This is a genomic window from Collinsella sp. An2 (assembly GCF_002160065.1).
In the GTDB taxonomy this organism is placed as follows: Bacteria; Actinomycetota; Coriobacteriia; order Coriobacteriales; family Coriobacteriaceae; genus Limicola.
On record NZ_NFJW01000002.1, the window covers coordinates 199,028 to 225,610 of the forward strand.

At 60.7% G+C, this 26,583-nt stretch carries 19 protein-coding genes and 1 tRNA gene; 14 read left to right on the plus strand and 6 right to left on the minus strand.

Translation table 11 applies throughout. From position 1 onward, the window contains the following. The first annotated feature begins 49 nt into the window (after positions 1 to 49). Positions 50 to 1,939, plus strand: coding sequence for a glutamine--fructose-6-phosphate transaminase (isomerizing) (gene glmS / locus B5F33_RS02715; RefSeq protein WP_087410256.1), 1,890 nt, complete (start codon positions 50 to 52; stop codon positions 1,937 to 1,939). Positions 1,940 to 1,995: 56 nt separating this feature from the next. Here glmS and B5F33_RS02720 read toward each other — a convergent pair whose 3' ends face one another. Further along, positions 1,996 to 2,901 carry a LysR substrate-binding domain-containing protein gene (locus B5F33_RS02720; protein ID WP_087410257.1) on the minus strand — a complete coding sequence of 302 codons (906 nt, stop codon included), beginning with the start codon at positions 2,899 to 2,901 and terminating at the stop codon, positions 1,996 to 1,998. Between the two features lie 143 nt (positions 2,902 to 3,044). On the opposite strand from B5F33_RS02720, the gene B5F33_RS02725 reads away from it, so the two are divergent. The 9 genes from B5F33_RS02725 to B5F33_RS02760 all read left to right on the plus strand — a co-directional run bounded on the left by B5F33_RS02725 (position 3,045) and on the right by B5F33_RS02760 (position 15,596). Next, positions 3,045 to 4,085: a YeiH family protein gene (locus B5F33_RS02725; RefSeq protein ID WP_087410258.1), complete on the plus strand. Its 1,041-nt coding sequence runs from the start codon at positions 3,045 to 3,047 to the stop codon at positions 4,083 to 4,085. 358 nt (positions 4,086 to 4,443) lie between these two features. Further along, the gene (locus B5F33_RS02730) at positions 4,444 to 5,475 is read left to right on the plus strand and encodes a helix-turn-helix transcriptional regulator (protein ID WP_087410259.1); all 1,032 of its coding nucleotides are present in this window, start codon (positions 4,444 to 4,446) and stop codon (positions 5,473 to 5,475) included. Positions 5,476 to 5,653: 178 nt separating this feature from the next. Continuing rightward, complete coding sequence (locus B5F33_RS10765) at positions 5,654 to 7,522, plus strand: hypothetical protein (RefSeq protein ID WP_158095291.1); 1,869 nt, start codon at positions 5,654 to 5,656, stop codon at positions 7,520 to 7,522. Further along, positions 7,476 to 9,602: a hypothetical protein gene (locus tag B5F33_RS02735; RefSeq protein ID WP_143757926.1), complete on the plus strand. Its 2,127-nt coding sequence runs from the start codon at positions 7,476 to 7,478 to the stop codon at positions 9,600 to 9,602. Before B5F33_RS10765 ends, B5F33_RS02735 begins: the two co-directional genes overlap by 47 nt. After that, a complete protein-coding gene (locus B5F33_RS02740; RefSeq protein ID WP_158095292.1) occupies positions 9,586 to 10,275 on the plus strand; it encodes an ABC transporter ATP-binding protein in 690 nt (229 codons plus the stop codon). Before B5F33_RS02735 ends, B5F33_RS02740 begins: the two co-directional genes overlap by 17 nt. 227 nt (positions 10,276 to 10,502) lie before the next feature. Next, positions 10,503 to 10,808: a CDP-alcohol phosphatidyltransferase gene (locus B5F33_RS02745; protein ID WP_087410262.1), complete on the plus strand. Its 306-nt coding sequence runs from the start codon at positions 10,503 to 10,505 to the stop codon at positions 10,806 to 10,808. Positions 10,809 to 11,075: 267 nt separating this feature from the next. Then, a complete protein-coding gene (locus B5F33_RS02750) occupies positions 11,076 to 11,729 on the plus strand; it encodes a hypothetical protein (RefSeq protein WP_204214359.1) in 654 nt (217 codons plus the stop codon). A gap of 106 nt (positions 11,730 to 11,835) precedes the next feature. Beyond that, positions 11,836 to 13,671 carry an ABC transporter ATP-binding protein gene (locus tag B5F33_RS02755; RefSeq protein WP_087410263.1) on the plus strand — a complete coding sequence of 612 codons (1,836 nt, stop codon included), beginning with the start codon at positions 11,836 to 11,838 and terminating at the stop codon, positions 13,669 to 13,671. 95 nt (positions 13,672 to 13,766) lie between these two features. Continuing rightward, complete coding sequence (locus tag B5F33_RS02760; protein ID WP_239284699.1) at positions 13,767 to 15,596, plus strand: ABC transporter ATP-binding protein; 1,830 nt, start codon at positions 13,767 to 13,769, stop codon at positions 15,594 to 15,596. Positions 15,597 to 15,886: 290 nt separating this feature from the next. Here the strand turns inward: B5F33_RS02760 and B5F33_RS02765 are convergent, their stop codons facing one another. From B5F33_RS02765 to cysE, 3 genes are all read right to left on the minus strand, one after another. Further along, positions 15,887 to 16,771: an alpha/beta hydrolase-fold protein gene (locus B5F33_RS02765; protein WP_087410264.1), complete on the minus strand. Its 885-nt coding sequence runs from the start codon at positions 16,769 to 16,771 to the stop codon at positions 15,887 to 15,889. Between the two features lie 136 nt (positions 16,772 to 16,907). Then, the gene (locus tag B5F33_RS02770) at positions 16,908 to 17,744 is read right to left on the minus strand and encodes an alpha/beta hydrolase-fold protein (RefSeq protein WP_087410265.1); all 837 of its coding nucleotides are present in this window, start codon (positions 17,742 to 17,744) and stop codon (positions 16,908 to 16,910) included. Positions 17,745 to 17,933: 189 nt separating this feature from the next. Further along, on the minus strand, positions 17,934 to 18,635 hold the full coding sequence (gene cysE / locus B5F33_RS02775; protein WP_087410266.1) for a serine O-acetyltransferase: 702 nt from the start codon (positions 18,633 to 18,635) through the stop codon (positions 17,934 to 17,936). Between the two features lie 215 nt (positions 18,636 to 18,850). Between cysE and B5F33_RS02780 the strand changes: the two genes are divergently transcribed. The 3 genes from B5F33_RS02780 to B5F33_RS02790 all read left to right on the plus strand — a co-directional run bounded on the left by B5F33_RS02780 (position 18,851) and on the right by B5F33_RS02790 (position 23,624). Beyond that, the gene (locus B5F33_RS02780; RefSeq protein ID WP_087410267.1) at positions 18,851 to 19,897 is read left to right on the plus strand and encodes a branched-chain amino acid aminotransferase; all 1,047 of its coding nucleotides are present in this window, start codon (positions 18,851 to 18,853) and stop codon (positions 19,895 to 19,897) included. 344 nt (positions 19,898 to 20,241) lie between these two features. Beyond that, a complete protein-coding gene (locus tag B5F33_RS02785) occupies positions 20,242 to 21,411 on the plus strand; it encodes a glycosyltransferase family 2 protein (RefSeq protein ID WP_087410268.1) in 1,170 nt (389 codons plus the stop codon). After that, a complete protein-coding gene (locus B5F33_RS02790) occupies positions 21,411 to 23,624 on the plus strand; it encodes a polysaccharide pyruvyl transferase family protein (protein WP_087410269.1) in 2,214 nt (737 codons plus the stop codon). Before B5F33_RS02785 ends, B5F33_RS02790 begins: the two co-directional genes overlap by 1 nt. A 69-nt stretch (positions 23,625 to 23,693) precedes the next feature. Here B5F33_RS02790 and B5F33_RS02795 read toward each other — a convergent pair whose 3' ends face one another. Next, positions 23,694 to 24,245 carry a LemA family protein gene (locus tag B5F33_RS02795; protein WP_087410270.1) on the minus strand — a complete coding sequence of 184 codons (552 nt, stop codon included), beginning with the start codon at positions 24,243 to 24,245 and terminating at the stop codon, positions 23,694 to 23,696. A gap of 65 nt (positions 24,246 to 24,310) precedes the next feature. Further along, positions 24,311 to 24,400, minus strand: a tRNA-Ser gene (locus B5F33_RS02800). 87 nt (positions 24,401 to 24,487) lie between these two features. On the opposite strand from B5F33_RS02800, the gene tadA reads away from it, so the two are divergent. Further along, positions 24,488 to 26,305 carry a tRNA adenosine(34) deaminase TadA gene (gene tadA, locus B5F33_RS02805; RefSeq protein WP_087410271.1) on the plus strand — a complete coding sequence of 606 codons (1,818 nt, stop codon included), beginning with the start codon at positions 24,488 to 24,490 and terminating at the stop codon, positions 26,303 to 26,305. Positions 26,306 to 26,583: the final 278 nt, after the last annotated feature.

Genomic DNA, 26,583 nt, shown 5'->3' on the forward strand with positions numbered 1-26,583 from the left:
CCCCTAAGTAACGCCGCCAAAGGCACCGAGAATCGAAGGAGTGTGCGGTATGTGCGGAATCGTGGGCTACACCGGAAAGGACGTTGCGAAAGACATCCTGGTTACCGGGCTCAAGCGGTTGGAGTATCGCGGATACGACTCGGCAGGTGTCGCGTTGGAGCGCGCCGCTGCAGACGGTTCGGTTACTATCGACGTCATCCGGCGCGTTGGAAAGGTCGCGGGCCTGGAATCGGAGCTTGCGCATATTGATGCAAATGCCACTTGCGGCATCGGGCATACCCGTTGGGCCACGCATGGTCGGCCGAGCGTTGCGAATGCGCATCCGCACACCAGCTGCGACGGCAAGATCGCTATCGTGCACAACGGCATCATCGAGAACTTCGCCGAGCTGCGCGAGGCTTTGACGGCGCGCGGCCACGTCTTCACAAGCGACACCGACACCGAGGTGTTTGCGCATCTCATCGAGGAGGCCTATGAGGGCCGTCCGGCTGACCCCGCAACCGGCGCGCCGGCCACACCGGGCACGCATGACCTCATGGCGGCCGTCCGCGAGGCATGCACGCAGGTTGTGGGAGCGTATGGACTCGCTGCCGTATGCGCCGACGAGCCCGGCGTCATTGCTGTGGCGCGCAAGGACAGCCCCATCGTCATCGGCCGCGGCGAGAACGGCAGCTACGTCGCATCCGACGTCATCGCGCTCATCGACGCGACGCGCGATGTCGTGGTGCTCGAGGACGGCCAGTTCGCCAAGCTCACCCCCGAGGGCATCTTCTATACCGACGCCGAGGGCAAGGCCATCGAGCCGGCGGTGACGCATATCGACTGGGATATCGATATGGCCGAGAAGGGCGGCTACCCCGACTTCATGCTCAAGGAGATCTGCGAGCAGCCGCGCGTGGTGCGCGACACCCTGGTGGGACGCATGACGGGCGGCGAGCTCGATATCGACGAGCTCGGCCTCACCATGGAGGAGCTCAACCTCATCGATCGCGTATATGTGATCGCGTGCGGCACAAGCTATCACGCGGGGCTCATTGCCAAGAACCTCATCGAGGCGTGGGCGCGCATCCCCTGTGAGGTCGAGGCGGCAAGCGAGTTTCGCTACCGCAACCCCATCATCACGCCGTCGACGCTTGTGGTGGCCGTAAGCCAGTCGGGCGAGACGGCCGACACGCTGGCCGCCATTCGCGATGCCCGCATCAAGGGTGCCAAGGTCTTTGGCATCACCAATGTTGTGGGTAGCCCGGTGGCGCGCGAGAGCGATGGCGTTATCTATACGAAGGCCAACAAGGAGATCGCCGTTGCCTCGACCAAGAGCTTCATTGGACAGGTGGTGTCGCTTACGCTGCTTGCCCTGCTGCTGGCCCAGGTCAAAGGCAAGCTCACTACGGGGCAGGTGCGGATGCTCTTCCGCGAGCTTGGCGATACGGCAGGGCAGATCCAGTGGATCTTGGATACCCAGACCGACGCCATTCACGAGGCGGCGCTCGCCTGCAAGGATGCGCACTCGGCGCTCTTCGTGGGCCGTGGCATGGGTGCGGCCATCGCACACGAGGGCGCGCTCAAGCTGAAAGAGATCAGCTACCTGCATGCCGAGGCCTATGCCGCCGGCGAGATGAAGCACGGCCCTATCGCGCTCATCGACCCCGGCTTCCCGGTGATTGCCGTGGCGACGCGGAGCCCCGTATACGACAAGACCGTCTCGAACCTCAAAGAGTGCGAGGCGCGCGGCGCGAAGATCATCGTCGTGGCAACCGAAGGCGACGAGGAGATCAAGCAGATCGCCGACCATGTGATCTATATCCCCGAGGTTCGCGACGCCTTTAGCCCCATCACGGCGACGGTGCCTCTGCAATTGCTTGCCCGTGAGGTTGCCCTTATGCGCGGGTGCGACGTCGACCAGCCGCGAAACCTCGCCAAGAGCGTTACCGTGGAGTAGTGGTTCAAAGCCGTCCTGGACCCGTGGTGGGGCAGGGCGGCTTTTCTCTTGGGCATCTATGGTCGGTCGTCCGTCGGTGGAATCCAGGCCTTCCAGATATCCACCTGGTGGCGATAGCGCTCGCCATAGATGCTGTCGCGCTGCCAAATAAGCGTGAAGTCATGGACGATGGAGAAGTCCGGCGGGGTGACATCGACCAGTCCGCCTGCGTCGAGCTCTGTGCGGACTGCTGTGCGATAGAGAAACGAGATTCCCTGGCCCGCGGCAACGCATGCCTTGATGGTCGTAATGCTGCCAAGCTCCACGACATCGGTGAAGTCTCCGAGGCCCAGGTCGCGAACGGCAAGCGCGCGTTCAAGGATCTCGCGGGTGCCCGACCCTTCTTCACGCACGATCAGGCGTTGTCCCAGCAGGTCTGTCACAGATGCAGGCGTGCCAATCGACTCCGCCGCGGCAACCGCGACATAGGGTTCGTGCGAGAGCGCGGCTCCGTCGAAGTGCGTGCGGTCATAGGGGCCTTCGACAATCGCGAAATCAATGTCTCCCTGCTCGAGCTGGTCGATCAGCTCGTGGGTGTTGCCAACCGTCATGGCCAGGTGTGCGGCTGGCTGCTCTTGAAGCTGGCGGCTGAGAATGCTGGGCATGACGTAGTCTGCAACGGTGCGCGTGGCTCCAAAGCGGAGCGCCGTCTCGCCGTCCGCGGCAGCAGCGCGACGCACCTCGTCGGCTATGCGGCTCGCATCGTTTTCAAGGCGGGATACCTGGCGGTAGAGCACGTCTCCCGCTGCCGTGGGAACCGTGGAGCGTCCCCGTTTTACAAAGAGCTGGGCGCCCAAGGTTCGCTCGAGGATTCGAATATGCTGGGAGACGGCGGGCTGTGAGAGATGGAGCGCCTCCGCCGCCTTGGTGAAGCCTCCTTGGCGATAGACCTCGAGAAACGTGTGCATGCGTGGATCGAGCACGGCGCCTTCAATCAATAAGTTCAGATGATATATACATAAGAATATATCATTGTACTTTATGTAATGAGGCAGATAGTATGGGCGCTCAGAGTGGCTGCCGCCGCTTGTTCTTGTCGACGTCATCCCCGAAGTAAGGAGCTCCCGTGTCCCGTTTGCGCCGCCTCTGGAAAGGCCTTCTGTTCAGCCTAGTCATCGCTGTTCCATCCTGGCTACTCGGTAAGCAGTTCGAGGTAATCGGAGGTCCGGTCTTTGCCATTCTCATCGGCATGGTGCTGGCGCTTCTGGTGCCGGAATCCGCCGCCGCCCCGCTCCAGCCGGGCGTGAAGTTCACCTCGAAGAAGATCTTGCAGTATGCGGTCATTTTGCTGGGCTTCGGGCTTAACCTTGCGCAGATAGCGCAGGTCGGGGCCACGTCGTTGCCCATCATCGTGGCGACGATCTCCACTTCGCTCATCATCTCGTTCGTGCTGTGCCGAGCGCTCAACATTCCCGGCAAGATCTCGACGCTTGTAGGCGTTGGATCATCGATCTGCGGCGGCTCGGCCATCGCGGCAACGGCTCCTGTCATCGACGCCGACGACGAAGAGATCGCTCAGGCCATCAGCGTCATCTTTTTGTTCAACGTGATTGCCGCCCTGGTGTTCCCCACGCTTGGCAGCCTTCTGGGGCTGTCCAACGAGGGATTCGGACTTTTCGCCGGCACGGCGGTCAACGACACATCTTCTGTGACCGCGGCAGCAGCGGCGTGGGACGGTATGCATCCGGGCGCCAACACCCTGGACGCGGCGACCATCGTAAAGCTCACGCGCACGCTTGCCATCATTCCCATCACGCTGGTGCTGGCGGTATGGCAGCTGCGTCAGGCTCGCCGTGCCGCGGCAGCAGGGGAGGCGTCTACGTCGGAAGGCACCTTCGACCTCAAGAAGATCTTTCCGTTCTTCATCATCTTCTTTGTCCTCGCGAGCGTTATCACAACGGTGTTCGCCCTGCCCGCCGCGGTGACGGCGCCGCTGAAGGAGCTCAGCAAGTTCTTCATCGTTATGGCGATGGCGGCCATCGGGTTCAATACGAACATCGTGAAGTTGGTGCGCACGGGCGGCAAACCCATCCTCATGGGCTTCGTCTGCTGGGTGGGTATCGCGGTTGTGTCCCTTGCGGCCCAGCATCTGTTGGGCATTTGGTAACACGTTGCTTTGGGGCGCGCCCGGACTTTTGGCGCGCCTCGACCTTTCGGTACGCACGTGCGGCCGGCCGCGCCGACGCGGAAGGATTTCCTACTGCGTGGGAGCATTGGGTATACGCACTACCAAACACGTCGTTTACCTGCGGAAAGCAACCGCTGGGCGCCTTGTGGTTGCCATAACAATCAGCAAAATGCAGCCCTGTAGTTGGTAGCAGGGCACCCGGAGGTCCCGTAAGGTGATGGTGCCGGCAGAGGACCACCCAACAAGCGGCTGGGATGATGCCTCACGCGCTGTTCGCATCGTATACTTGCGAGCAGCAGGCATTTCCAGCCGTCTTGTACGACCGAAGGGCACCACGATGAGTTTCCGCGATAACCTTCAGCACCTGCGCGCGTCGCGCAACATGACCCAGGAGCAACTTGCCATGTTGCTCGGCGTTTCCCGCCAGTCGGTGACAAAGTGGGAAGCCGAAAAGAGCTATCCCGAGATGGATAAGCTGCTCAAGCTTTGTCAGATTTTTGAATGCAGCCTGGACGACCTCGTGCAGGGCGACCTTACCGGCCGCGCTCCCGTTCCCGAAGCGGCTGTTCCCGCAGGCCCGCCCACCGATGTCTGCGGCTACGACGAGCATCAGCGCCGTCTGGCCTGGCAGCTTCCCACCGGAGTGTCGATCATCTTGGCGCTTGTGGGCATCGCATTCCTTTTCGAGGGCCGTTTTCCGCTCATGGGCGGAGACGCCGACGTTCTCATGATCGCCATCATCCTTGTCGGTGTTCTTGCAGGGCTTGCTTTTGTCATTCCTGCCGGCATGGAACATTCGGCGTTCATGAGGGCTCATCCGTATATCGAGGACTTTTACACCGATGAAGACCGCGCCCTCGCTCGTCGGTCAATGGCCCGCGGCACGGTTGCCGGCATCGCATGCATCTTTGTTGGCGTCATCTGCCTCATGGTGCTTGGCGAGTCTCGCGCGACGGAGCGGGAGGGTCTTTGCCTTTTGCTGCTGTGCATCGCGCTTGGCGTGTGGCTCATCGTTCATAACGGCATGCTTCTGGGCCGTACGAACATTGCCGAATATAACAAGAGCGCGGCCGAAGAGCTTGAGATGGATGATCTGGTCAACGCCAAGCTGGACGCCGAGATCAAAGATGCCCTGATCGATCGCAAGCGGTCGAGCGACAAGCTGGGCGCCATCTGCGGATCCATCATGATTGTGGCGACCATCATCGGCTTGGTGCTGCTGTTTGCCCCCGTGCTTACGAACGCCGATCCCGACACCTTTGAACCCCTGGGAACCTCGGCTGCCTGGTTCTGGATCGTGTGGCCCATCGGCGCGCTGATCTGCGGCATCGTTGCTCTGCTGATGAATGCGTTTGGAAAGCATGAATAACGCGCCTGTTGACCGCTTGAAAGACATGAGCGGCAGGCGCATGATGCCCGCATGCTCTTTGCTGCTCGCACCGATGCCGCTCCGTTTCATTTCACGACCGTTCGGCGGGACTCACATCTTCTGAATGTGATGCCGGGTAGCATGGTGTATATGCCGAGCGAATCGAGGGGGTGCGACGATGTGCCGCATGCGCGATGTATTGCGCAACGTGCTGTCGCACCCTGTGTTGCTCATCACGATAATGCTTTCGGCGCTGATATACCTGCTGCCCGCGATGTCGAGTCGATATGGCGGGCTTTCTGCCGGTGCTGTTCAGCCTGCTGCGACCCTGCCGCAGGGAGTTGAACAGGGTCTAGAAGCTACGTACCGTGATTACCTTGCCAATCTCCGACTCATGCAGTCAATTGTGCGCACGCGCGGAAGCGACGCCTCTGTTGAGCGGGCGTGGAAGCATCTTTCCGAGTCGACAACCATGCTTGAGAACGCCTTGTTCGCAGACAGTCCGTCGGAGCGTCTTAGGGCAATCGCCACATACTACGAATATCTTGCCGACCAGCAGGTAAGTGGCGCATCACGTAGCGGCCTGTTATCGAATGCCGCGTTTTTTCGTGCGGTTGCAAACCTTGAACAGCCGGTGTTTTATGACCAGGCCGGCCGTATGCCGGTGGTGGTGTATATCACTTCCAACCAGTATGCGCTTGAGCAATCGCTGGTTTGGGTTGGCGCATGGCGACCGGATGACCAGGGCCTTAACAGAACGTCGGGCTGTTTAGAGTTCTTGCTGTGGATGGTGCCGCTTGCTGTAGCGAGCGTCTTGACGGCGACTGCCTACATGGCTGCAGAGGGCGCGACCCGGTATGCAAGACGTGGCGAGCGGAGCGTCCGGGCGAGCTCCAGCTCTATACTGTCCATAGCGCCTCGCGCTGTCATCTATGGCATGTTGGCGGGGCTGCTCGCTGCCGCGGCGGTGACGGCTCCAGCGGCAGCTTACGTTTATGGTGCGCAGGGTTGGGGAGACTTGGCATATCCTGTCGTGGTCTTTCGCTCATCGGGCAACTTCGTTGTTACGACCGTCGGCATGGTGCTCATGCAGCGCATACTGATGCTCGCAGCGGCGTCAGCTTGCTTTGCCTCCCTCACCGTTGGGCTGCGAACTTTGTTTGGCAGTATTGTTCCGGCATGTTTCGTTTCTGCTGCGGGTTTGGTGCTGGCATCTCAGCCCAGCTGGTATTCCAGGGAAAACCCCGTTCGAGACCTGGCATCTTTGATGCCTGTGTCCTATCTCGATCCATCGCATGCTACAGGCACCCAAACCAGCATGGTGTATTTTGATGCATCGAATACGCTGCCGAGCTTGAACGTCACCACAGGGCTCATGGTGTTTCTTGCCGCGACGATAGCGATTCCAGCTGCGGCGTTGGTTGCCAAGAGGCTGGGGCGCGTCGTAAAACGATGGAGTGCCGGCGATCTTCGCGGTCCGCAGCCATGTTGGCATCAGCCATATGCGGCGCGATGGTTCCGCCTCGCTGCGGGCCTTGTCAAGACCGTTCCTTCCCGTGCGCCGGGCGATCCGCTAGCCCATGGTCCACCGCGGTGTACATATGGTGCGGTGCAACATGAAGCAAGCGGCACGGTCAATGTTTCCAACGACGCTGTCATTTGGTTCCTTTCATACATCTTGTCCAACACAGGGGGTATCTTTCGATGCTTCCTGATGGTTGTTGCGCCTTTTGGGTGGGGCAGGCGCCTCATGCCGTCTCGCGCTCCGCCGAAGCAGGCGGCCGAATCGAGATGTATGAAAGGAGTTGAAAATGAAGCAATCGTTGGTCCAGCCTCGTTTGGCTATGCGATATGCTGCGTGGCTCACACGTCGCCTTCTCGGGTCATGGGCGCTGTGGGCATTGATTGGTTGCATGGGCGTCGGGCTATGCGTGCTGATTGCGCTACCGGGATATGCGTTTCCGGTGGGTTCAATGTATCGCCGGGATACTATGGAGCTCATGGCAACGGACTATGCTGGTCAGTTCGCAGACGGATGGTTCGATGAGCCCTCGGGAAGTCCCGCAGAAGAGCGTGCAAAAGAGGTGGCACGCCGTAACCTTTTGGCATATCAGGACTACCAGAGCGCAACAAACGATCGAGAGCGCCTCAAGGCTGTCGTTGAGCTCATTGACGTGATGGTTGAATATCCATCACGAGATATCCCCCGCGCAATGGTGCTGGCAGAGCAAGATTTCTATAGGCGCGTGATTGCAACGGATGACCCCCGTCTCTACGAATCAACGTCGGATATGCCGGCTCTTGAGCTCCTCGCGTATCGTTGGCAAGACGTTCTGTGGGTCCCCGGCCTGAGTCCGCTTCTAGCCATGATGGAGCCAGCGGATGATGCGGGGGCGTCGTCTGCGGGCCGATTCAGTGTAGAGGCGTATGCGGTTAGCGTGTTGCCAATTGCGATGGCCGTGTTGGGAGCGTATCGCTGGAGAGCTCATCGCCGTCTGCTCGAGTACTCACCGCTTGCTCGGGGGTGGCGCTCTGCAGCAGCGGTGGTCGTGTCTGCGCTTGCCGGATGGTGCTCTCAAGGAATGACCATGCTTCCTACAGCGCTTGTTGCCCTGGTTCGAAACGGGTTGGGGGATCCAGCATGGCCGGTGGTGGTGTGTCGCGGAGCCGAGTTTATGACATACACCGTGGGAGAGGTGCTCATGCGCTCTGCCACTCTCACGCTTCTTGTCGCGGTTGTGTTTGCGTTGTTGTTCGAGGCGTCTCTATCCGTGTTTCGCAGAATGGCCCCAGGAGTTGTCGGCATGGCAGCGCTGATGGTCTTGCCGCTCATGCCTCACTATTACGACGAGTTATCTCCGGTTGGGGGCCTCTTGGCGTGGTTGCCGTCAACCTATTTGTATATTCCTAAGTTTGCCGGCGTGTGGTCGTATCTCATCAGCATATATAGCCCGCTTACATCGGATGTGCTGCTCGACCTACCTCAGGGTGTGCTGGTATTGAGCGCTACTGCGGGGGTACTAGCTGTAGCGGTTATGATAGCGTCGTTGCTGCGATGGGCGCTTGGCTCCCACCATCGAGGGTCGTCCGATGGTTATGGGCGCGGCGGATCTCATGTTGCGAGAAGAGGGCGCCCAGGTGATGTGCGCGGCGATGCTTTGGGCCCACGTACATCAGACTGTGCAAGCCCACGAAGCAAAGCCGATACAAGGGCGAGCGGCTACGTCGGGTCGTTGTTAGTGCTCGCTTGGCAGTTGCGGCTGCTTTGTTCAGGAGGATTGCTTCCGGCGATAATCGTGGGTACTGCTATCGTTTTTATGGCGCCGGGCATTATCTCGTTCCGAAGTGGCATGGACTCCTACACCCCCGACGCCTATATGGCTCGCTATCGCCAGCTGTATCGCTCCCAGTCGGCGGAAGATGCCTCTTCTATAGATTCTGAAGTGCTGAAAAGGGAGTTACAACTGTTGTCCCAGGCGGCATATGCACCCGACGAGCGCTCGTTTGCCCGTGCCGCGCTTACCTATGAAACATGGCGAGCAGAAGCGATGGGGTCGGGAAACCTGCCCGATGCCCTGCCTGCCGATGAAAAGGACGCATCGTTGCGTGTCAAGTTCTATCGCCGGTTGCTTACGCTCAATGAGCCGTACATATACCTTTCAGCGGGGGAAATGCCGCTAGCTGTCTATGTGTCGTTTCTCGTGAGGCTTGTTTCGCCGCTTGCGGCGGTTGTCCCGGCGGGAATTGCCGCTGTGGAGCTTCTGGGATACATGAAGTCGGGTCTGTTTCGCCAAGCGCCTGTTGCGCGGCTGCAGCTCGCGGTGTCAACGGGCATGGCTCTCTTTATGGCTGTAACGCTTGCTCTCGTTCTTGCGGTTGTCGTTGCGATTGCTCCGCCTTTGCTGCGGCACGGAATTGGCGAATGGGGCTATCCCTGTCTTGTCCCCATAGCTATAGGTGAAGGCGTGATGCCGGCTGGGGAGGCGTTGGGAGTTGCCGTCCTATGGGCGTTGACGGCATGTGCCGCAGTGGCGCTTCTTACAGCTGCTGGGGTGTCGCTGCTGTGCCGAGACGGTCGGGTCAATTCTTGGTATGAAAGGGGTGCCCAGCATGCTCTCCATCCATAATCTTTCGCTGTCGTATGGGTCAAGAACGTTGTTCGACGGGGTTTCAGCTGTGATCGAGCCTGGCCGTATCGTCGGCCTCGTTGCTCCCAATGGATACGGCAAGACAACCTTGCTCAAGGCGATTGCCGGTATGGGAGGCGCGCGGATGCGCGGCGTCATCGATGTCGATGATGTTAGGCCGCGGGACGGAAGCTCATTGCGGGCTGCGGCGTTCTATGCTCCCGGCGATGCTTCGTTGCTGTATCCCAGTCTTACGGCATGGGACCATCTTCGCATGGTACAGCATCTATGGCCAACCCGGTTGAATGCTGAAGATGTCGCTCGTAAATGTGGCATCGAATCATTTGCGCGCAAGCGTGTCCGGTCTCTTTCACAAGGTATGAAGCAGCAGCTTTCTCTTGCAATTGCCTATCTTACCGACGCGCGCTATCTGCTGCTAGACGAGCCCATGAATGCTCTCGATCCTACGAACGTTCAGCTCAACTCGCGCATTTTGCGCGGTCTGGCGCGCCGTGGAAAGGGAATCGTCATGAGCTCACACATTCTGGATAACGTCGACCAGATAAGTGACGAGGTGCTCTTCATTTACAACCAGCGTATTGTCTCGGGTGATTTGATACCTGGCGAACGTGCAGCCGATCGATATCGCCGGCTCTACTCAACGGGAGAATAAGAGGGACTTGTATGTGATGGTGACAAAGCGATTTGCACGTTATGCCCGAAGAGGGTCGGTTTTATACAGTATGGGTTACATATCATGCATGGTTTCCCGCCCACCTGCGATGCTGCACCGCCTACCTAAATGACGGCATGGAACGCTGCCGGCACGGGTTTACTAAAACTATCTGGTATATACAGGCCGGCGCCGCGGCATGGGGCGCCCGTAGCGAGGAGGTAATCATGGGACTCAAAGCCGAGGGGGCACTTGATTTCGATTTCGAGGGGTTCCTGGGGTACCTGCGCTCCAAGACTCGCGTATTCATGGACGTTGATGGTGGCGAATACTACGTCACCCATACCGACGGGTACTGGCGCGTACAGGATTGCTCCAAGCTGAACGACAAGGGCCGCTTTACCGATTGCTCCGAGCTCGTGACCACCATGCCCGAGCTTGTCGAACTGCCGTGGCACAACGGCAAGAGCATCCATGATCTGTTCCCCGATGCGACGTTCTATGAGTCTGTCCAGGAAGGATGGTCGCTCTAGGTCCGCATGTCTACAGGGAAGCGATTCAAAGCTGTCTGCTCTCCTTTCTAAACCGCCGGCGCCTCCCCCAGGTGTCGGCGGTTTTCATGTCGTACCAACATCTCCTGTCGTACCGATGCCCCCTGTCGTATCGCCATCTCCAGTCGCGCCGCTGGTTGTCTCCCCGTACCGCGGCGAATCTACGCTCCCGTTTGTTGACTGTAATCCGAAATCGGACTACCATCGGGACCGTGGGTACATGCGGTAATAAGGCGGGAAGGAGGCCCCGTGGGAGACGCACGCATCGAAGAGGACGAGCTCAACGAGCGGAGCGAGCAAGACACCCAGGCATCCTCCCGGTTGCAGCGGGATGCATCCACGGCGCAGACCGCTGCGCATGATGCTGCACAAACCGATGCCGGCCCGCGTGAGCTGGACTACCTCTACAGCGAGATTGAACGGCTCTATCACGTGTTTGCCCATGGCTGTGGCGTTTCGGACTGCGCCTACTGGATGCTCTACGACCTTCAGGTAGGTGGAGGATCGCTTCCGGTTACGACGCTCACCACATCGTGGGCGTACAGCAAGCAGACCATCAATTCGGCGCTCAAGACGCTTGAAGCGCGTGGCTTGGTCACGCTCGACTTCGTGGAAGGCAGTCGCAAAAGCAAGGTCGCGACTTTTACCGACGCGGGGCGTCTTTTTGCCCAAGAGCGCATCATTCCCGCCGTCGAGGCCGAGGACCGTGCGTTCGCAACGCTTTCTATCCAGGAGCGCAAGACGCTTGTCCGCCTGGTCAAACGCTACGTCGACGCCCTTGATGTCGAAATCGGCGCGGCGTCTGAACGCATCGCCCATGCCGATGAACAGCGCAAGGCTGACGTCGTGAAGGCTTCTCGGGGTCTGTGGCCCGAGGGGCGAACCTGTGGCGCTGAATCATAGCGCCGTCCCTTGCCAGCGTGTCCCTTCGCCGGACCGCGTGCCTTATCGTCCCCACACGACGCTTCGTCCCATCGTTCTCGACAACCGTTGAAGGAGTATCCGCCGTATGAGAACGCTGCTGCGCTTCCTCAAGCCTTATCGTCTTCAGACCGCCATCGTACTCGGATCGCTCGCGGTGAATCTGGCGGGCGTGCTGCTTGTGCCCACGATTCTGGCCAATATGATCAACATCGGCATTTCAACCGGCAACTTCGATTACATCGTCACCCAAGGCATGTTCATGCTCGTTGCCGCCTTCGTGTCGGGTGCCGGAGCGTTCGCATGCAATTACTTCTGCGCGGATCTTTCCACAAAGGTGGGGCGCGACATCCGTAACGCGGTCTATGATGCCTCGCTGGCGTTTTCAGGTGGCGACTTCGAGCAGTTTGGAACCGGGTCCATGATCACACGCACGCTCGGCGACGTGAACGTTATCCAGCAGGCCATAACCATGACCATACAGATGATGCTTCCCGTTCCGTTTGCGGCGGTGATCGGTATCGTGCTTGCCTGTTCCATCGACATGCAGATGGGTATCATGCTGGCGTGCTTTGTGGGCGTGGTTGCGATAATCGCCGTGGCGAGCGTGGGCAAGGCTGCGAAGATCTTCCAGAAGCTGCAGCAGTTCATCGACCGCATGAACGTGCGCTTGCGCGAGAGCATCACGGGCGTGCGTGTGATCCGCGCGTTTGGCAAGGAGGAGATGGAGCGTCAGAGCCTCGACGAGGCGTTCAGCTCGTATGCCACCAATGCCATCCGGGTGAACTGGATTTTTGCGACGTTCGACTGCTCGTCTTTCTTCATTATGAACATCGCCGAAGTCGCGACCATTTGGCTGGGAGGAAATCGCGTGGGCGCCCACGCCATGGAGATCGCTTCGATTTCGGCCTGCGTCGAGTATGCGATGCTCATCCTCTTCTTCATCATGATGGCGCAGATTAGTGCGCTTATGCTGCCCCGCGCGCTTGTGTGCCTGGAGCGCTGCCGCCGGGTGATCGACCACGAGCCGTCGATTGCCGACGGTCCCGCTGACCAGCTGGCGATCTCCGATGGCGGTGCTGCTGCGCAGAACGCCGAGGCGCCCGTCGTCGCTCACTTTGGCAACGCGTCCTTCCGCTTTGCCGACGCCGACGAGGACACGCTGCACCATATCAACTTCATGTGCCGTCGCGGCACGACCACGGCTATCATCGGGCCAACGGGTTCGGGCAAGTCGACCATCGCAAAGATGCTGCTACGCTTCCACGACGTCACCGATGGCAGCGTGCGGTTGTGCGGCGTGGACGTACGAGACCTCACGCAGGAGGCGCTGCGCGACCATATCTCCTATGTTCCGCAGAAGGCGTGGCTCTTTAGCGGTACTATCGCCGACAACCTGCGCTACGGTGCGCCCGATGCCACGGACGAGGAGCTCTGGCATGCGCTCGATGTGGCGCAGTCCGGCTTTGTGCGCGAGCTTCCCGACGGCCTTGAGAGCCGGGTGGCGCAAGGCGGCACCAACTTCTCCGGCGGCCAGCGTCAGCGCCTGTCCATTGCGCGCGCCTTGGTCAAGAAGGCCGACCTCTACATCTTCGATGACTCGTTCAGCGCGCTCGACTTTAAGACCGATGCCGCTCTGCGACATGCTCTTGCTCAGGAGGTCTCACACGCCGCGGTGCTCATCATCGCGCAGCGCATCAATACCATCCTCAACGCCGACCAGATCGTTGTGCTCAAAGACGGCTGCATCCAGGGGCTTGGAACCCACGAAGAACTCATGCGCACCTGCGAGGCGTATCGAGAGATTGCACGTTCTCAGCTTCGTGCGGACGAGCTCGAAGCGCTCATGGATGACGCCGCCGAGCCAGACGATGCGGTCGAGGTGTCCGAGAAGCCCGTTGTGGATGCGAAGGGAGGTGAGTAGCCGTGACGATGGAGAAGCACGATACGACCCACATGTCTGCCGAACAGCCCATAAGCGCTGCTGCCAACCAGGTTGCCGAAGGCGCGACGTCCCAGATGCTCGAGCCTGCCCGCCCCGGCGCTCCCGACCCCGAGCCCGAGCAGGAGCTCGAGGTTCCTCGCGACCCGAAGGCGACGCTGCGGCGTCTGTGGTCGGTCTCGACGGGGGAGCACTGGCGCTTTGCGGTGGTCCTGGTCTGCATCGTTTGCTACACCGTTTCCCATATCGCCGCGCCGGCGTACAGCGCCCATGTCATCGACCTGCTGTGGGGAAACATCCAAGAGGCCTTTGCCCGGGGCGAGTCGTTTAGCATCGGCTGGGACACCGGCGGTCGCGAGCTGCTCATCTTCGTGGGTATCTGGACGCTCGCATGGGCGTTCTACACCATTCAGAACTTCACGATGGCAAGCTTTGCGGAGCGCCTGAACCTCAAGCTGCGCCGCCTTATCGCCGAGAAGCTCAATCGCCTTCCGCTCAAGTTCTACGACGCCCATAAACCGGGCGACGTCATGAGCCGCGCCACCAACGACCTCGACAAGGTGTCGGAGGTGCTGCAGCGAGGTCTGCTCTCCATGCTCATTGCCGTGGGGTCGGTTATCGGAGCGGCCATTATGATGGTTCGTCTGAATCTGGTGCTGGCGCTTGTGTTCTTCGTCTTCGCGGCCATCTCGGTTGTTATGACGCGTCTGGTGGCCAAAAAGACGCTCGTGCTTGCCGCCGAGCAGCAGCGTGCGGTCGGCATCTTGACCGGGCATGTCGAAGAGGCCTATTCGGGACGTATCGTCATTAAGGCGTTCAACCAGGAGCAGGCGAGCTCGCACCGCATCCACGAGGCGACTCAGCGTCTGGCAGACACCATGCGCAAGACGGACTTCGTCACGAACGTGGTTGCGCCTATGGTGCGCTGCCTGGTGCGCTTTGCCCAGGTGGTCCTGGCGCTTCTGGGCTGCGGATTCCTTATGCAGGGACAGCTTACCGTGGGTACGCTGCAGGCGTTCTTCCAGTATGTGAACACGGCAGCCGAGCCGCTGACGCAGTTCTCGCTTACCATGAACCAGCTGCAGAGCGCGCTTGCGGCGGTGGAGCGCGTGTTTGGCATCTTGGACGAGCCCGAGATCGACCCCGATCCTGCCGAGCCCGCGCAGGTGGTCCGCCCCGTTCGCGGACGTATCGCTTTCGAGCATGTGCGCTTTGGCTACGACCCCGACCGTCCTCTCATGAAGGACGTGAGCTTTGTGGCCGAGCCGGGGCAGAAGGTAGCCATCGTAGGCGCGACCGGCGCCGGCAAGACCACCCTCATCAACCTGCTCATGCGTTTCTACGAGATCGACGGCGGTCGCATTACGCTCGACGGCGTAGACACCCATGCGATGACCCGTGCAGACCTGCGTCGCAACTTTGGCATGGTACTGCAGGACGCCTGGCTGCGCGAGGGGACCATCGCCGAGAACATCGCGTACGGATGCCCCGATGCCACCAAGGAAGAGATCGTGCAGGCGGCAAAGACCGCGCAGGTCGACTTCTTTGTGCGCACAATGCCGCATGGGTACGAGACGGAGCTCGCCAACGACGCCGAGAACATCAGCCAGGGGCAGCGCCAGCTTCTCACCATCGCCCGCGTGCTTTTGGCTAACCCGGCGATTCTCATTCTGGACGAGGCGACGTCGAGCGTGGACACGCGTACAGAAAAGGCTATCGTCACGGCTATGGAGCGGCTCACGCAGGGCAGGACGAGCTTTGTAATCGCGCACCGCCTCTCGACGATCGTGGATTCCGACCTCATCCTGGTGATGGATCACGGCACGATTATCGAGCAGGGCACCCACGAGCAGCTGCTCGCCGCGGGCGGCGTCTACGCCGATCTGTATAACTCGCAGTTTGCCTAAGTTTGCCCTCGTCCTGGCGAAGGCTTCAACGAAGTCCTCGATTTTGCCATTTCTGGGCTTCAAAACGGCAAAATCGAGGACCTAGATTGCGAGAAAGAGCCTGCGGCGGACGAGAAAGCGTCTGCGGGCGGACGAGAAGGGCTGGCCGCCTCTTGCCCGCCGCGTGCGACACCTCTGCCGAGCTGTCCGGTTCGCAGTCCTAACAAATACCCCCTTGACCCGATCCGTTGGAAGCGTGGGTCAAGGGGGTTTACCTATAGCTAGAGTTTCATCTGCAGGGGCTGCGTCCATCAGCGATTCATGGGGATGCCCTTGCCTTCGTCGGGCGGGCGGGCGCTGGTGAGCTCCGTGTAATCGACCTTGGCAGACGAGGGACGCATCTCGCCGGGCGCGAACCAGTCCAGCGCGCAGTCGATCCAGGCGTTCCAGAACGGCCATTCGTGGGCGCCGATCTCGGGTTCCCAGTACGTCACGTCAAACCCGGCGTCCTTGAGGAGGCCTACCACCTCGCGGTTGTTGTCGCACAGGTTGTCGTGCTCGCCGCAGGCCCCATAGAACTTGGGCTTGGGGAGCGTCGGGTCTTCCTTGAAGCGGTCGATCAGGGTCACGTAGTCCTTATCGGAGCCGATGACCGTATCGAGGTCACCAAAGAAGCGCTCGTAATACTTGCGCTTGCGCGGGCTATGCGACTCCACCGCCTCGAGCACGCGGTCGCGCATGAACGCGCCCGAGAGTGCCACAATCGACCCAAAGCGGTCGGGGCGCAGAAGGCCGTTGATGAGGGCGGTGTACGCGCCGATAGAGATGCCTGCGAGGGCGGTGTCCTCGCGCTTGCGCGACAGTGGGAACAGGCGCCGCGTCACCTCGACGAGCTCTTCGCTGATGAACTTGCCGTGCCATTCGTTGATCTCGGGCTTGTTGAGGTACAGGCCGTCCTCGCCCGAAGGCATGATGACGGCGACGTCGCGCGCCTCGGCGGTTTGCACCACGTGCGTCTTGTCGATCCAGTCGTAGTCGCGGCCAAACAGGCCGTGCAGCAGGTACATCGTGCGGTAGGGACCCTGCCGACGCTTTGCCAGCTTATCGCCATCCATTTTGTCCACCGGGATGACGGCGGTGAGTATCACGTTGCGCTGAAGGTAGCGCGAATAGAAGTCGACCCGGAGCAATGCCATGGTGTTCCTCCTGACTGGCTAAACGGGTGACGTGCGCCTCCCGGAGGAGGCGCAGACAATCTAGTCCTATGGTACCCGAGGAAAGCCGCTCGCTAGGCTGACTTGGATGAGCGGCGGCAGCAGTCGGCGTTCGGCGCTACAGGGGGAGCCAGTCAATAGCCTGCTGGAGCGCCTCGTTCCACAGATGCCAGTCGTGGCCGCCGTTCATCTCGCGATAGGTGACGTCGATGCCGGTGCCACGCATGCGATCGGCAAGGTAGCGGTTTGCGGGCGCCAGCGGGTCCTGGTTGCCGATCGCCATGAACACGCGCGGACGCGGGCGGTCGCAGTACACGATGTCCGCGGCCAGGCGTCCCGGGTCCTTGTCGCTGTCCACCACGTGGTTCAGGTCGCCGAAGGTGGACTCAAGGAAGGGGCGGCTCAGGAAGAACAGGTCATCGGAGATGATGCGATCGAAGCCCTCGACGACCATGGCCGAGGACAGCGAGATGATGGCGCCGAAGTTCTCGCAGTAGTTAAGGCCGTTGCGCAACGCGCCGTAGGCACCCATGGAGACGCCGCCGATGAAGGTGTCCTCGCGGCGCTGGGAGAGCGGGAACATGGCACGGGCAACCTCGACGAGCTCCTGGCCTACGAAGCGTCCGTAATAGTTGTGGGTCTCGGGCTGGTCGAGGTAGAAGGCGTTATAGCCCGACGGCATGATCACGGCGAGGTTGTGGTCCTCGGCGAGGGCGCGGATGCGCGTCTCGGAGATGAAGTCGGTGTGGTTGCCCGTGATGCCATGAAGCAGGAAGAGAGTCTTGAACGGCCCCTTGCGCACGGGGTAGGGCGCGTCCTGCGCGGACTGGTTGTTGTGACGCAGGTTATAGTCGAGCGCCATGGCGTCTCCCACGTTGTCGACGGGAAGAATGACATCGAGGGTCGTGGTGCGCATAAGAGCTGCGGAGAAGTAATCGACGGTGATGCGTGCCAAGGGTTGCTCCTTTCTTGGTTGCCACCCGTGTGGGGCTGGGTGTCGAGATTCCTCTATCGTGAGGCTTCCCGTATTGTAACGTGCGCAGTCCCCGTGCGACGCTCGATGCCGTCTATGTTGCGAGAAGAGGCATCGAACCGCGCTGCTCACTCTCTGCGTGCTCCTGTTGGTTGGATTGGTTTGCCGCCTTTATTGGTTGGTCAGCTTTTCGACGAGCGCGGTAAGTTCGGCGACCTGCTGCTCAAGCTCCTCGATGCGACGACGGTTGCCCCTGATGCCTTCGCGGTTGATGCGCGATTGCTCTTCGACGGGGTCGGGCATGCTCGCGCGGCGACGCTGCTTATCGTAGGTGGCTTCCAGCACGCGGCAGCCGTTCCGCCGCACGATGCGTCCCGGCACGCCCACGACGGTGCAGTCCGAGGGGACGTCTTTGACCACCACGGAGTTGCCGCCGATGCGCACATGGTCGCCGATCGTGATGTTGCCCAGCACCTTTGCGCCCGACCCAACGACGACGCCGTTTCCCAGGGTGGGGTGTCGCTTGCCGCTTTCGTTGCCGGTGCCGCCCAGGGTGACGCCCTGGTAGAGCACGCAGTCGTCGCCCACGATGGTGGTCTCGCCAATGACCACGCCCATGGCATGGTCTATGAACAGGCGGCGGCCCAGCTGCGCGGCGGGATGAATCTCGACACCGGTAAAGAACCTGGTGATCTGTGAGATGACGCGGGCGAGGCCGCGCAGCCCGTGGTTCCAGAGCCAATGTTCGGGGGTGTGCATCCATTTGGCGTGGAGTCCCGGATAAGAAAGGAAGATCACAAACCCGCTCTGTGCGGCCGGGTCGTTTTCCTTTACCGTGCGAATATCCTCTGAGATGGTGGTCACAAAGCTCATGAACAGGGCTTCTTTCTGCGTGGAGCGTCTGGTTTGTTAAGTATAGCGAAATGCTAGGAATTATACAGCGCATAGGGAGACCGTTAAAACTTTAGTGTGGCAAAGAACATCGCCCACGTGCATGGTCGGGGGAGTACAATCACTCGCATGCGTCTTTGTCGGCGCCGCGCGTCGGTTGCAAAGATACAGATGAACGTTATGAGGGGAGTCATTTTATGGCCACGGAGAAGAAAGACATCGACTGGGGTAGCCTCGGTTTCGCGTATCAGCCCACCGACTACAGCTATGTCTGCAACTATAAGAACGGCGCATGGGAGGAGGGCGGCCTTACGACCGACCACACCCTTACCCTGTCCGAGTGCGCCGGCATTTTCCATTACTGCCAGGAGGTCTTCGAGGGCCTCAAGGCATACACCACCAAAAACGGTGACATCGTCTGCTTCCGTCCCGACCTTAACGCCAAGCGCATGGCCGACTCCGCGCGTCGTATCGTGATGCCTCCGTTCCCCGAGGATAAGTTCATCGAGGCCGTCAAGATGGTCGTCAAGGCCAACGAGGCCTGGGTGCCGCCGTTCGGCTCGGGCGCTACGCTCTACGTGCGTCCGTTCATGGTGGCGACCGGCGAGGTCATCGGCGTCGCTCCTGCCGACGAGTACCAGTTCCGCATCCTCGTAACCCCGGTGGGCCCGTATTACTCGGGTGGCGTGAAGCCCGTTGCCGTCAAGGTCCCTGAGTTTGACCGCGCTGCACCGCACGGCACGGGCAACATCAAGGCCGGCCTCAACTATGCTATGTCGCTCTACCCGAGCGTCCAGGCGCATGCCGAGGGCTTTGCCGACAACATGTTCCTCGATCCGCAGACGCACACCTACGTGGAGGAGTCCGGCGGCGCGAACTTCCTGTTCGTCGACAAGGACGGCACGCTTGTAGTGCCGCAGTCCCACACCGACTCCATCCTGCCGTCCATCACGCGTCGTTCGCTGGTGTACGTCGCCGAGCACATGCTGGGCATGAAGGTCGTCGAGCGTCCGGTGCTCTTCTCCGAGGTGACCGACGGCGCGTTCGTCGAGTGCGGCATGTGCGGCACGGCTGCGGTCATCAGCCCGGTGGGCAAGGTCGTGAACGGCGACCAGGAGACCGTCTTTGGCGAGAGCGGCATGGACCATGTTGGTCCCGTCATGAAGAAGCTGCGCGAGACCCTGACCGGCATCCAGGACGGCGAGGTCGAGGGCCCCGAGGGCTGGGTCGTCAAGATCGCGTAGCGTAACGCGTCTTCGCTTAAGGCGCGAGCGCGCCGCGCTGCAACGCGGCTCTGTGATGCCGCGGCACCGGCCGTGTGACGCGCCCGTGGACGAGCAGGGGTTTGTGCACCGACCCGCGCGCCACGTCCCGCCCGCACGTTGCACCTCGTGCTGATTCAAGGAGGCTCCGGATGCTTCCTGCAGGGTTGTTCGAGCGATGTGCTCGATGCCCGACAGGAAGCTCCGGAGCCTTTTTGTGTTGAGATGTCGGCAGGGACGCAGGGGCGTGTGGATGCCGGGGCGGCACGCGTGCGCTGGTATAATCGACGGCTGATTAACGTGCTTCCAAGGAAGGCGAGGACCCATTGGACGGCATCTCGGCAAGTATCGTGATTCCTGTCTACAACAGCGCCGCATATTTGGAGCGCTGTCTGACATCCGCGCTCAATCAGACGAGGTCCGATTTCGAGGTTATCTGCGTCGACAACGGATCTACCGACGAGTCGCCGGCAATACTGCAAAAGATAGCGCAATCGGACAGGCGAGTTCGCGTGTTTGAGGAGCGCCGGCCGGGCGTATCGTGTGCGCGCAACACGGGTATGGAGCATGCTCGGGGGGAGTACATCCTCTTTATGGACTCGGATGACGCGGTCGAGCCGACGCTGGTCGAGCGAGCGCTCGATGCTGCCCATGAGCACGATGCCCAGCTGGTGATTTACTCGCTCGATGAGTGCTACGAGGACCCTCAAGTCTCGTTCCCCTGGGCTCGATGCCCGCACGATGAGTGCTACGAGCATACCTTTGCTACACGTGACCTGGACTTCCCCGCTATGTTCGCTGTTACGCCCAACGTGTGGCGCATTGCGTTTCGGGCTTCGTATCTGCGCGAGCTTGGGCTTGCGTATCCAGAGGAACTGCGCTCTTCCGAGGACCTTGTGTTCGTATATCGGGCCATGTTGCCGGCCGAGCGCGTGATCCTCATCCCCGACGTGCTGTATCACTACCGCAAGGACAATGCAGGAAGTCTGACGCGAAACGACCGCAAGGCTGCGGGAGTCACGGCGCTACGCATGCTGTTCGACGCGTTTGCGCCGTATCATGACGACCGCTGGTTTCAGTACCAGTTTGTGAACCTGTTGCTCGACACCTTTCAATACCAACTATGGAGCAGCGCGAATAGCGACGAGTATTTAACGCTATATAGGAGTCTCATTTCCGACTGGTGGCAATATATTGAAGTTCATGACGCGCTGATTGATCAGGCTTATCGCACTTTTTATCAACGTGCGAAGGGGGGAGATCCGCTTAATCATCTATTTGAGATCTTGATAGATTTTCGTAGAGACTTCGAATACTTCAAGGTCCAAGATGGTTTCGACAACAAGATGAGGCGTGTTGTCGAGGAGCAGGAGCGTCAGAAGAGCGACGAGCTCGCATGGATTACGTCATCGCGTTCTTGGAGATTGGCTAAAAAGCTGGCATCTCTTGCAAAGCCAGTTCACATCTTGATAGACCGTTTGAAGGGCAGGAGCTAATGTACGCTCGGATTGCTGTGATCGGTGATACGCGATTGGGGGAAGCCGGCTTCTCGTGCCGAATCGCCGAGGCCCTGAAACGCGCCGGGCATGCCGTCACGCTCTGTTCGGCCAATGCGCCGAATGCCCCTCTGGTGATTGAGGCGTCGCAGAGGGGGTTCCGTCCTTCTATCGTGTTTGTTGAGCAGCGCATGCTGCTGTCGAATAAGCCCATATATCAGGCAGTGCAGAAGCTTGGACTGCCTACGGTGCAGTTTGGCGACGGTGTCCATGTCGAAATGTCCGACGCCGCGGAATCATCGACGTTGGCTGGGACCTATAGGGACGATGCGTATATACAGGCCTGCTGCTCTTTACCCGATGGTACTCGTCCTCATGCGGTGATTGTGCCGCATGGGCTCGATGACCGTGTCGAAGGTCTGCTGCGTAGGCTGGAGCGAGAGGCGTCGCTTTCCGTCGAGAGATATGCTCCACTTCGAGGCGCCGCACCCCTCGACCTGAATTTGGGCGTTGCTGCAGCCATCGGTCGGTCGGCAAAGTTGTGCTTGCTTTTCGATGGGCAGTGGCGGATGTCCGCACAAGATGTCGCCATGCGGATTTCGGAGGGCTGCGTCGTCCTCGTCGAGAGATCTCTCGCTGACACCTGGGACGGCTCATTGGGCGATGCGGTCGTGTTGTTCGATGAGGGGGATTTGGTCGAGACGGTCTCCGGGTTGCTTGCAAGCACGTCTCGATATAAGGCGTGTCTACAACGGCAACGCGTCTGGCTTGATGCATTGCCGCTCTTGGATGACGCGCTCGAAGATATGTTCGCCAATGACAGCTTGTGCAAGGCTGCCGCAACGCTTGAGCACCCGTCTCGTGATGTTGTTGTATACGGATGGCTGGGCATGCAGAATTTCGGTGACGACCTGTTGCTTCAGGTTGTTGCCGACCATGTTGAATCGCGTTTTCCGGAGGCGGTGGTTCGGGTCATCGGAGGGGATTCCGAGCGAATCAAGACGGAGTTCGGGTTCGATGCAGTTCGTGCGAACGAGCATTATCGGATGTTTAATATGGTGCGCCGCGCGAGTTGTGTGGTGTTCTGCGGTGGTCTCATTTTTGACGATCCTTTCGCATTTACTCCGGGAGACATTGAGCTGTTCGTAGAGCCGTATATGGATCCCGCCTGCCAGGCGGGGGTCTGCCTCATGGCATGGCGATTCGGGGTCCCGGCGTTGTATCTAGGCGCGGGTCTTGGCCCCATTGCCAAGCCGGCTGCGCGCGCCGCGCTGCGCTATATCGGCCTTGCTGGAGCGCGCCTGCTGTTGCGCGACCAGGACAGCGTGAAGCTTGCGCTTGATTGCGGCTATCCGTCCGAACAGGTTGCGGCCTATGCCGACCTGGTTTTGTCTGCACGCGACACCGTTTTGAACCGGGCATCTGATAACCTCCCTAGCGGCCTTGAGCCGGGTCGCTATTTCACCGTTGTGCTGCGCGATTGGCCGCTCAATCCTCCCGGGTTCGAGCGCGCGCTCGCAGCTGAGCTCGACCGTATCGCCAGCCAGACGGGCCTTACCATCGCATTTGTTCCGTTCGACCCCGATGATGTGCACATTCATCATCGCGTTGCCGACGCCATGCAAACCGCCCAGGTTGTTGAGGTCAAGACGCGTCTGTCGATGCCGGATATGCTTGCGGTGGTCAAGCATTCGGCCATGGCAGTTGCCATGCGCCTTCATTGCTCGATCCTCCATCACGTGCTGGGCAAGCCTGCTATCGGTCTTGATTACAACGAAAAGGTTGGGTCTCATTTTCGCGAGATGGAACGCGGCGATTACCTGGTCTCCCTTGATGAAGTTGCCGACCGGCTTTCCGGCGCTGCACTTCGCGCGTGGAACGATCCGGAGGCAACGAAGGCCGAGATTGAAGAGGGGCTCGACGCGCTGAGGCCTAAGGTCGAGGCGGCGTTCCAGGAGCTGTTCTGTGCCATAGAGGCGCATGAGCCGGCTCCTGAAGAGCCGGAGGTGTACTATCCGAGAGCTCGGTCGCAGGCCGCCGTCGATCTGGAGGCGTCCCGCGCCCATGAGCAGGAGCTTGCGTCGCGTGTCGAGGCCCTTGAAGGGGAGCTCTCCGCCGCACGGGCGCGCATAGCCGATCTTGAGCAATCGACGAGCTATCGTTTGGGACATGCTCTGGTGAAGGTTCCGCACGCACTCTTTAAGCGTACGTAAGAAATCGGGGGCCCTGTGGCCCTCGATGCGCTTCTGGTAGCTGTTTGCCGTTCGTTCCGGCCTGGCAAGTTAGAACTTGACGTGTGGCGCCTCACGCGCCGCCTCGGCCGCCTCAAAGCCCGTGCGCTCCTTGAACTGGAAGATGCCGGCAAAGATGTTGCCGGGGAACGTCTGGATGGCGTTGTTGTAGTTGAGTACGCAGTCATTGTAGCTCTGACGGGCATACGAAATCTTGTTCTCGGTGTCCTCGAGCGAGGTCTGCAGCTGCATGAAGTTCGAGTTCGCCTTAAGATCGGGGTATGCCTCGGCCACGGCAAACAGCTGACGCAGCGCGCCGGTGAGCATGTTGTCCGCCGCCATCTTATCTTCCGGCGTGCTCGCGGCGTTCATGGCGTTGCGAGCCGTAACGACGGCGTCGAGGGTCGCGCGCTCGTGTGCGGCGTAGCCCTTGACGGTCTCGACCAGGTTGGGAATCAGGTCGCCTCGACGCTGCAGCTGGGTGTCGATGTTCTGCCACGCATTGTCGATGCGGTTGCGCAGCGTGACCATGTTGTTGTACAGACCAGCAATGGCCACGATAACGATGAAGACGATGACGATGCCGACGATGATGGGAATCATGGGAGGTTCCTTTCCGGTAGGTTCACACCGCATAGGCGGGCTCGCCGCGTCCGCTATATGTCGCCTGGCGGAGAGAGGGGGATTCGAACCCCCGAGACGCTTGCGCGCCTAACGGTTTTCAAGACCGCCGCATTCAACCGCTCTGCCATCTCTCCGTGTTTGGTAATGATAGCATCGAATCACAGCTACGGAGCGCGCGAGGACGCCTTGCGCGGCGGATGCAGACAGGAGGGCGGCTCGCCATGACGGATCGGTTGGCCGGGGAACAGCCTGCTGAGAGCAGGGACCAATCCGCTGCGGACGAGCGCTTCATGCGCGAGGCCATAGCGGAAGCCCAGGCTGCCGCGTGCGAGGGAGAGGTTCCCATCGGGGCTGTTGTGGTGTGCGAGGGCAAGGTTATCGCCCGTGCGCACAACCGGCGCGAGCTGGACGAGGACCCCTCTGCCCATGCAGAATTTGCCGCGATGGTTGCCGCTGCCCGTGCCTTGGGGCGGTGGCGACTCACGGGGTGCACCGTCTACGTGACGCTCGAGCCCTGCTGTATGTGTGCGGGCCTCATGGTGAACGGACGTATCGACCGCTGTGTCTATGGCGCGGCAGATCCCAAGGGCGGGGCGCTCGGAACCCTGTATGACCTGGCCGATGACGCTCGGCTCAATCATCGCTTTACGGTTACCGCGGGAGTCCTGGAACACGAGTGTGCCGAGTTGTTGCGCGCGTTCTTCAGCTCGCTTCGTACAGGCGCTTCCGAGGCGCCTGCGGAAGAGGGCGGAGTGCGTGCCGCCTCGACCCACAGCTCCAAACAGGGATTGGCGGCGTGCCAGGCGGCAAACGCGGTGCCTGCGGCGGCCGTGCGGTCTTGCCGCCCTGCATCCCGCCGCGTTCGCCGCGTGTTATTGGCCGTCGACTCGTTTAAGGGCTCGGCGTCAAGCGCCCAGGTCGAGACCTGGCTTGCGGAAGGCATGCGGCGTGGCGATTCCGCCCTCGACGTGGTTGCCCTGCCGGTGGGGGACGGCGGCGAAGGTACCGCCGAGGCGCTTTGTGATGCGCTCGGCGCGCATCCTCGCTCCGCGCGGGCCCACGACCTCATGGGCCAGGAGATCGAAGCGTCCTATCTTGCGTTTGAAAAGGAAGCGGAGGCACCTGGCTACGCGTCGGCTGGTGCGTTTATCGAGGTCGCCTCGGTTGCGGGGCTCACGCAATCGTCCGGGTCTCCCGCTGCGGCGCTGGCCGCTTCGACCTACGGGGTGGGCGAACTTGTTCTCGACGCCGTGTCGAGGGGTGCCACGACCGTATATCTCGGCTTGGGTGGCAGCGCCACAAGTGACGGTGGCTCGGGTATGCTCGCGGCCCTGGGCGCCCGCCTAACCGATGCAGATGGTCGGCCGATTCGCCCTGGCCTTGAAGGGTTGGCCGATGTGGCGCACATCGAGCTTGAACCGGCGAACGAAGCGCTGCGTTCGGTGCGTCTTGTCGCGCTCTGCGACGTGACCAATCCGCTCGTGGGCCCGCGCGGCGCCGTGCGGGTCTTTGGGCCACAAAAGGGGCTCCCCACCGATGCCGTGGGCGATCTTGACCGGCATATGATTCGCTTCGGTGCGCTGCTTGACGCGTCATGTCGTGCCACTCTCAACCCACCGTTCAGGTCGCTTCCCGGGGTACCGGGGGCAGGCGCCGCCGGCGGGCTGGGTGCGGCGGTGTTGGCGCTTGGCGGAAGCGTTGTCTCGGGCGTCGATGAGGTGCTTGACCTTGTCGGCTTCGATCGAGCGCTCGCTAAGGCGGATGTCGTGGTGACCGGCGAGGGCATGCTCGACGAGCAGAGCGCATCCGGCAAGACGCCTCTGGGCGTTGCCCGCCGCGCACGAGCTGCCGGCGTTCCCGTCATTGCGGTGGTGGGCGGCCGTGAAGACCGTCTCGATGACATATACCGGGGCGGCATCGATGTGGTGCTGCCCATCATCCGTCGACCCATGTCGCTCAGCGAGGCGCTTCAGCCGGACGAGACGCGCGAAAACGTGGTCTGCGCTGGTGAGACGGTGGCCCGGCTGTTGCGCCTGTAGGCAGGTGCCGCCGAAGCCAAAACGGTCGTCGGCCAAGGAACCGTTTGGGTTCTGCGGCAATTTGCACGCTCAAGGCCCTGTTTTGGCCTGTTGAGCGTGTGAATTGCCACAGAACAACTTTCGGCTGCGTGAATCCATTGCCGTCGACCGCGTGAAACCGTCGGCTGCGCACATTTGTCACCGTCGGCCGCGTGCATCCGTCGGGCATCGAACGTGTGGATTGCCGCAATTTTGCCATGCCTTCCCGCATAGGCTCTCGACGCGCGGCGAAGAACCGG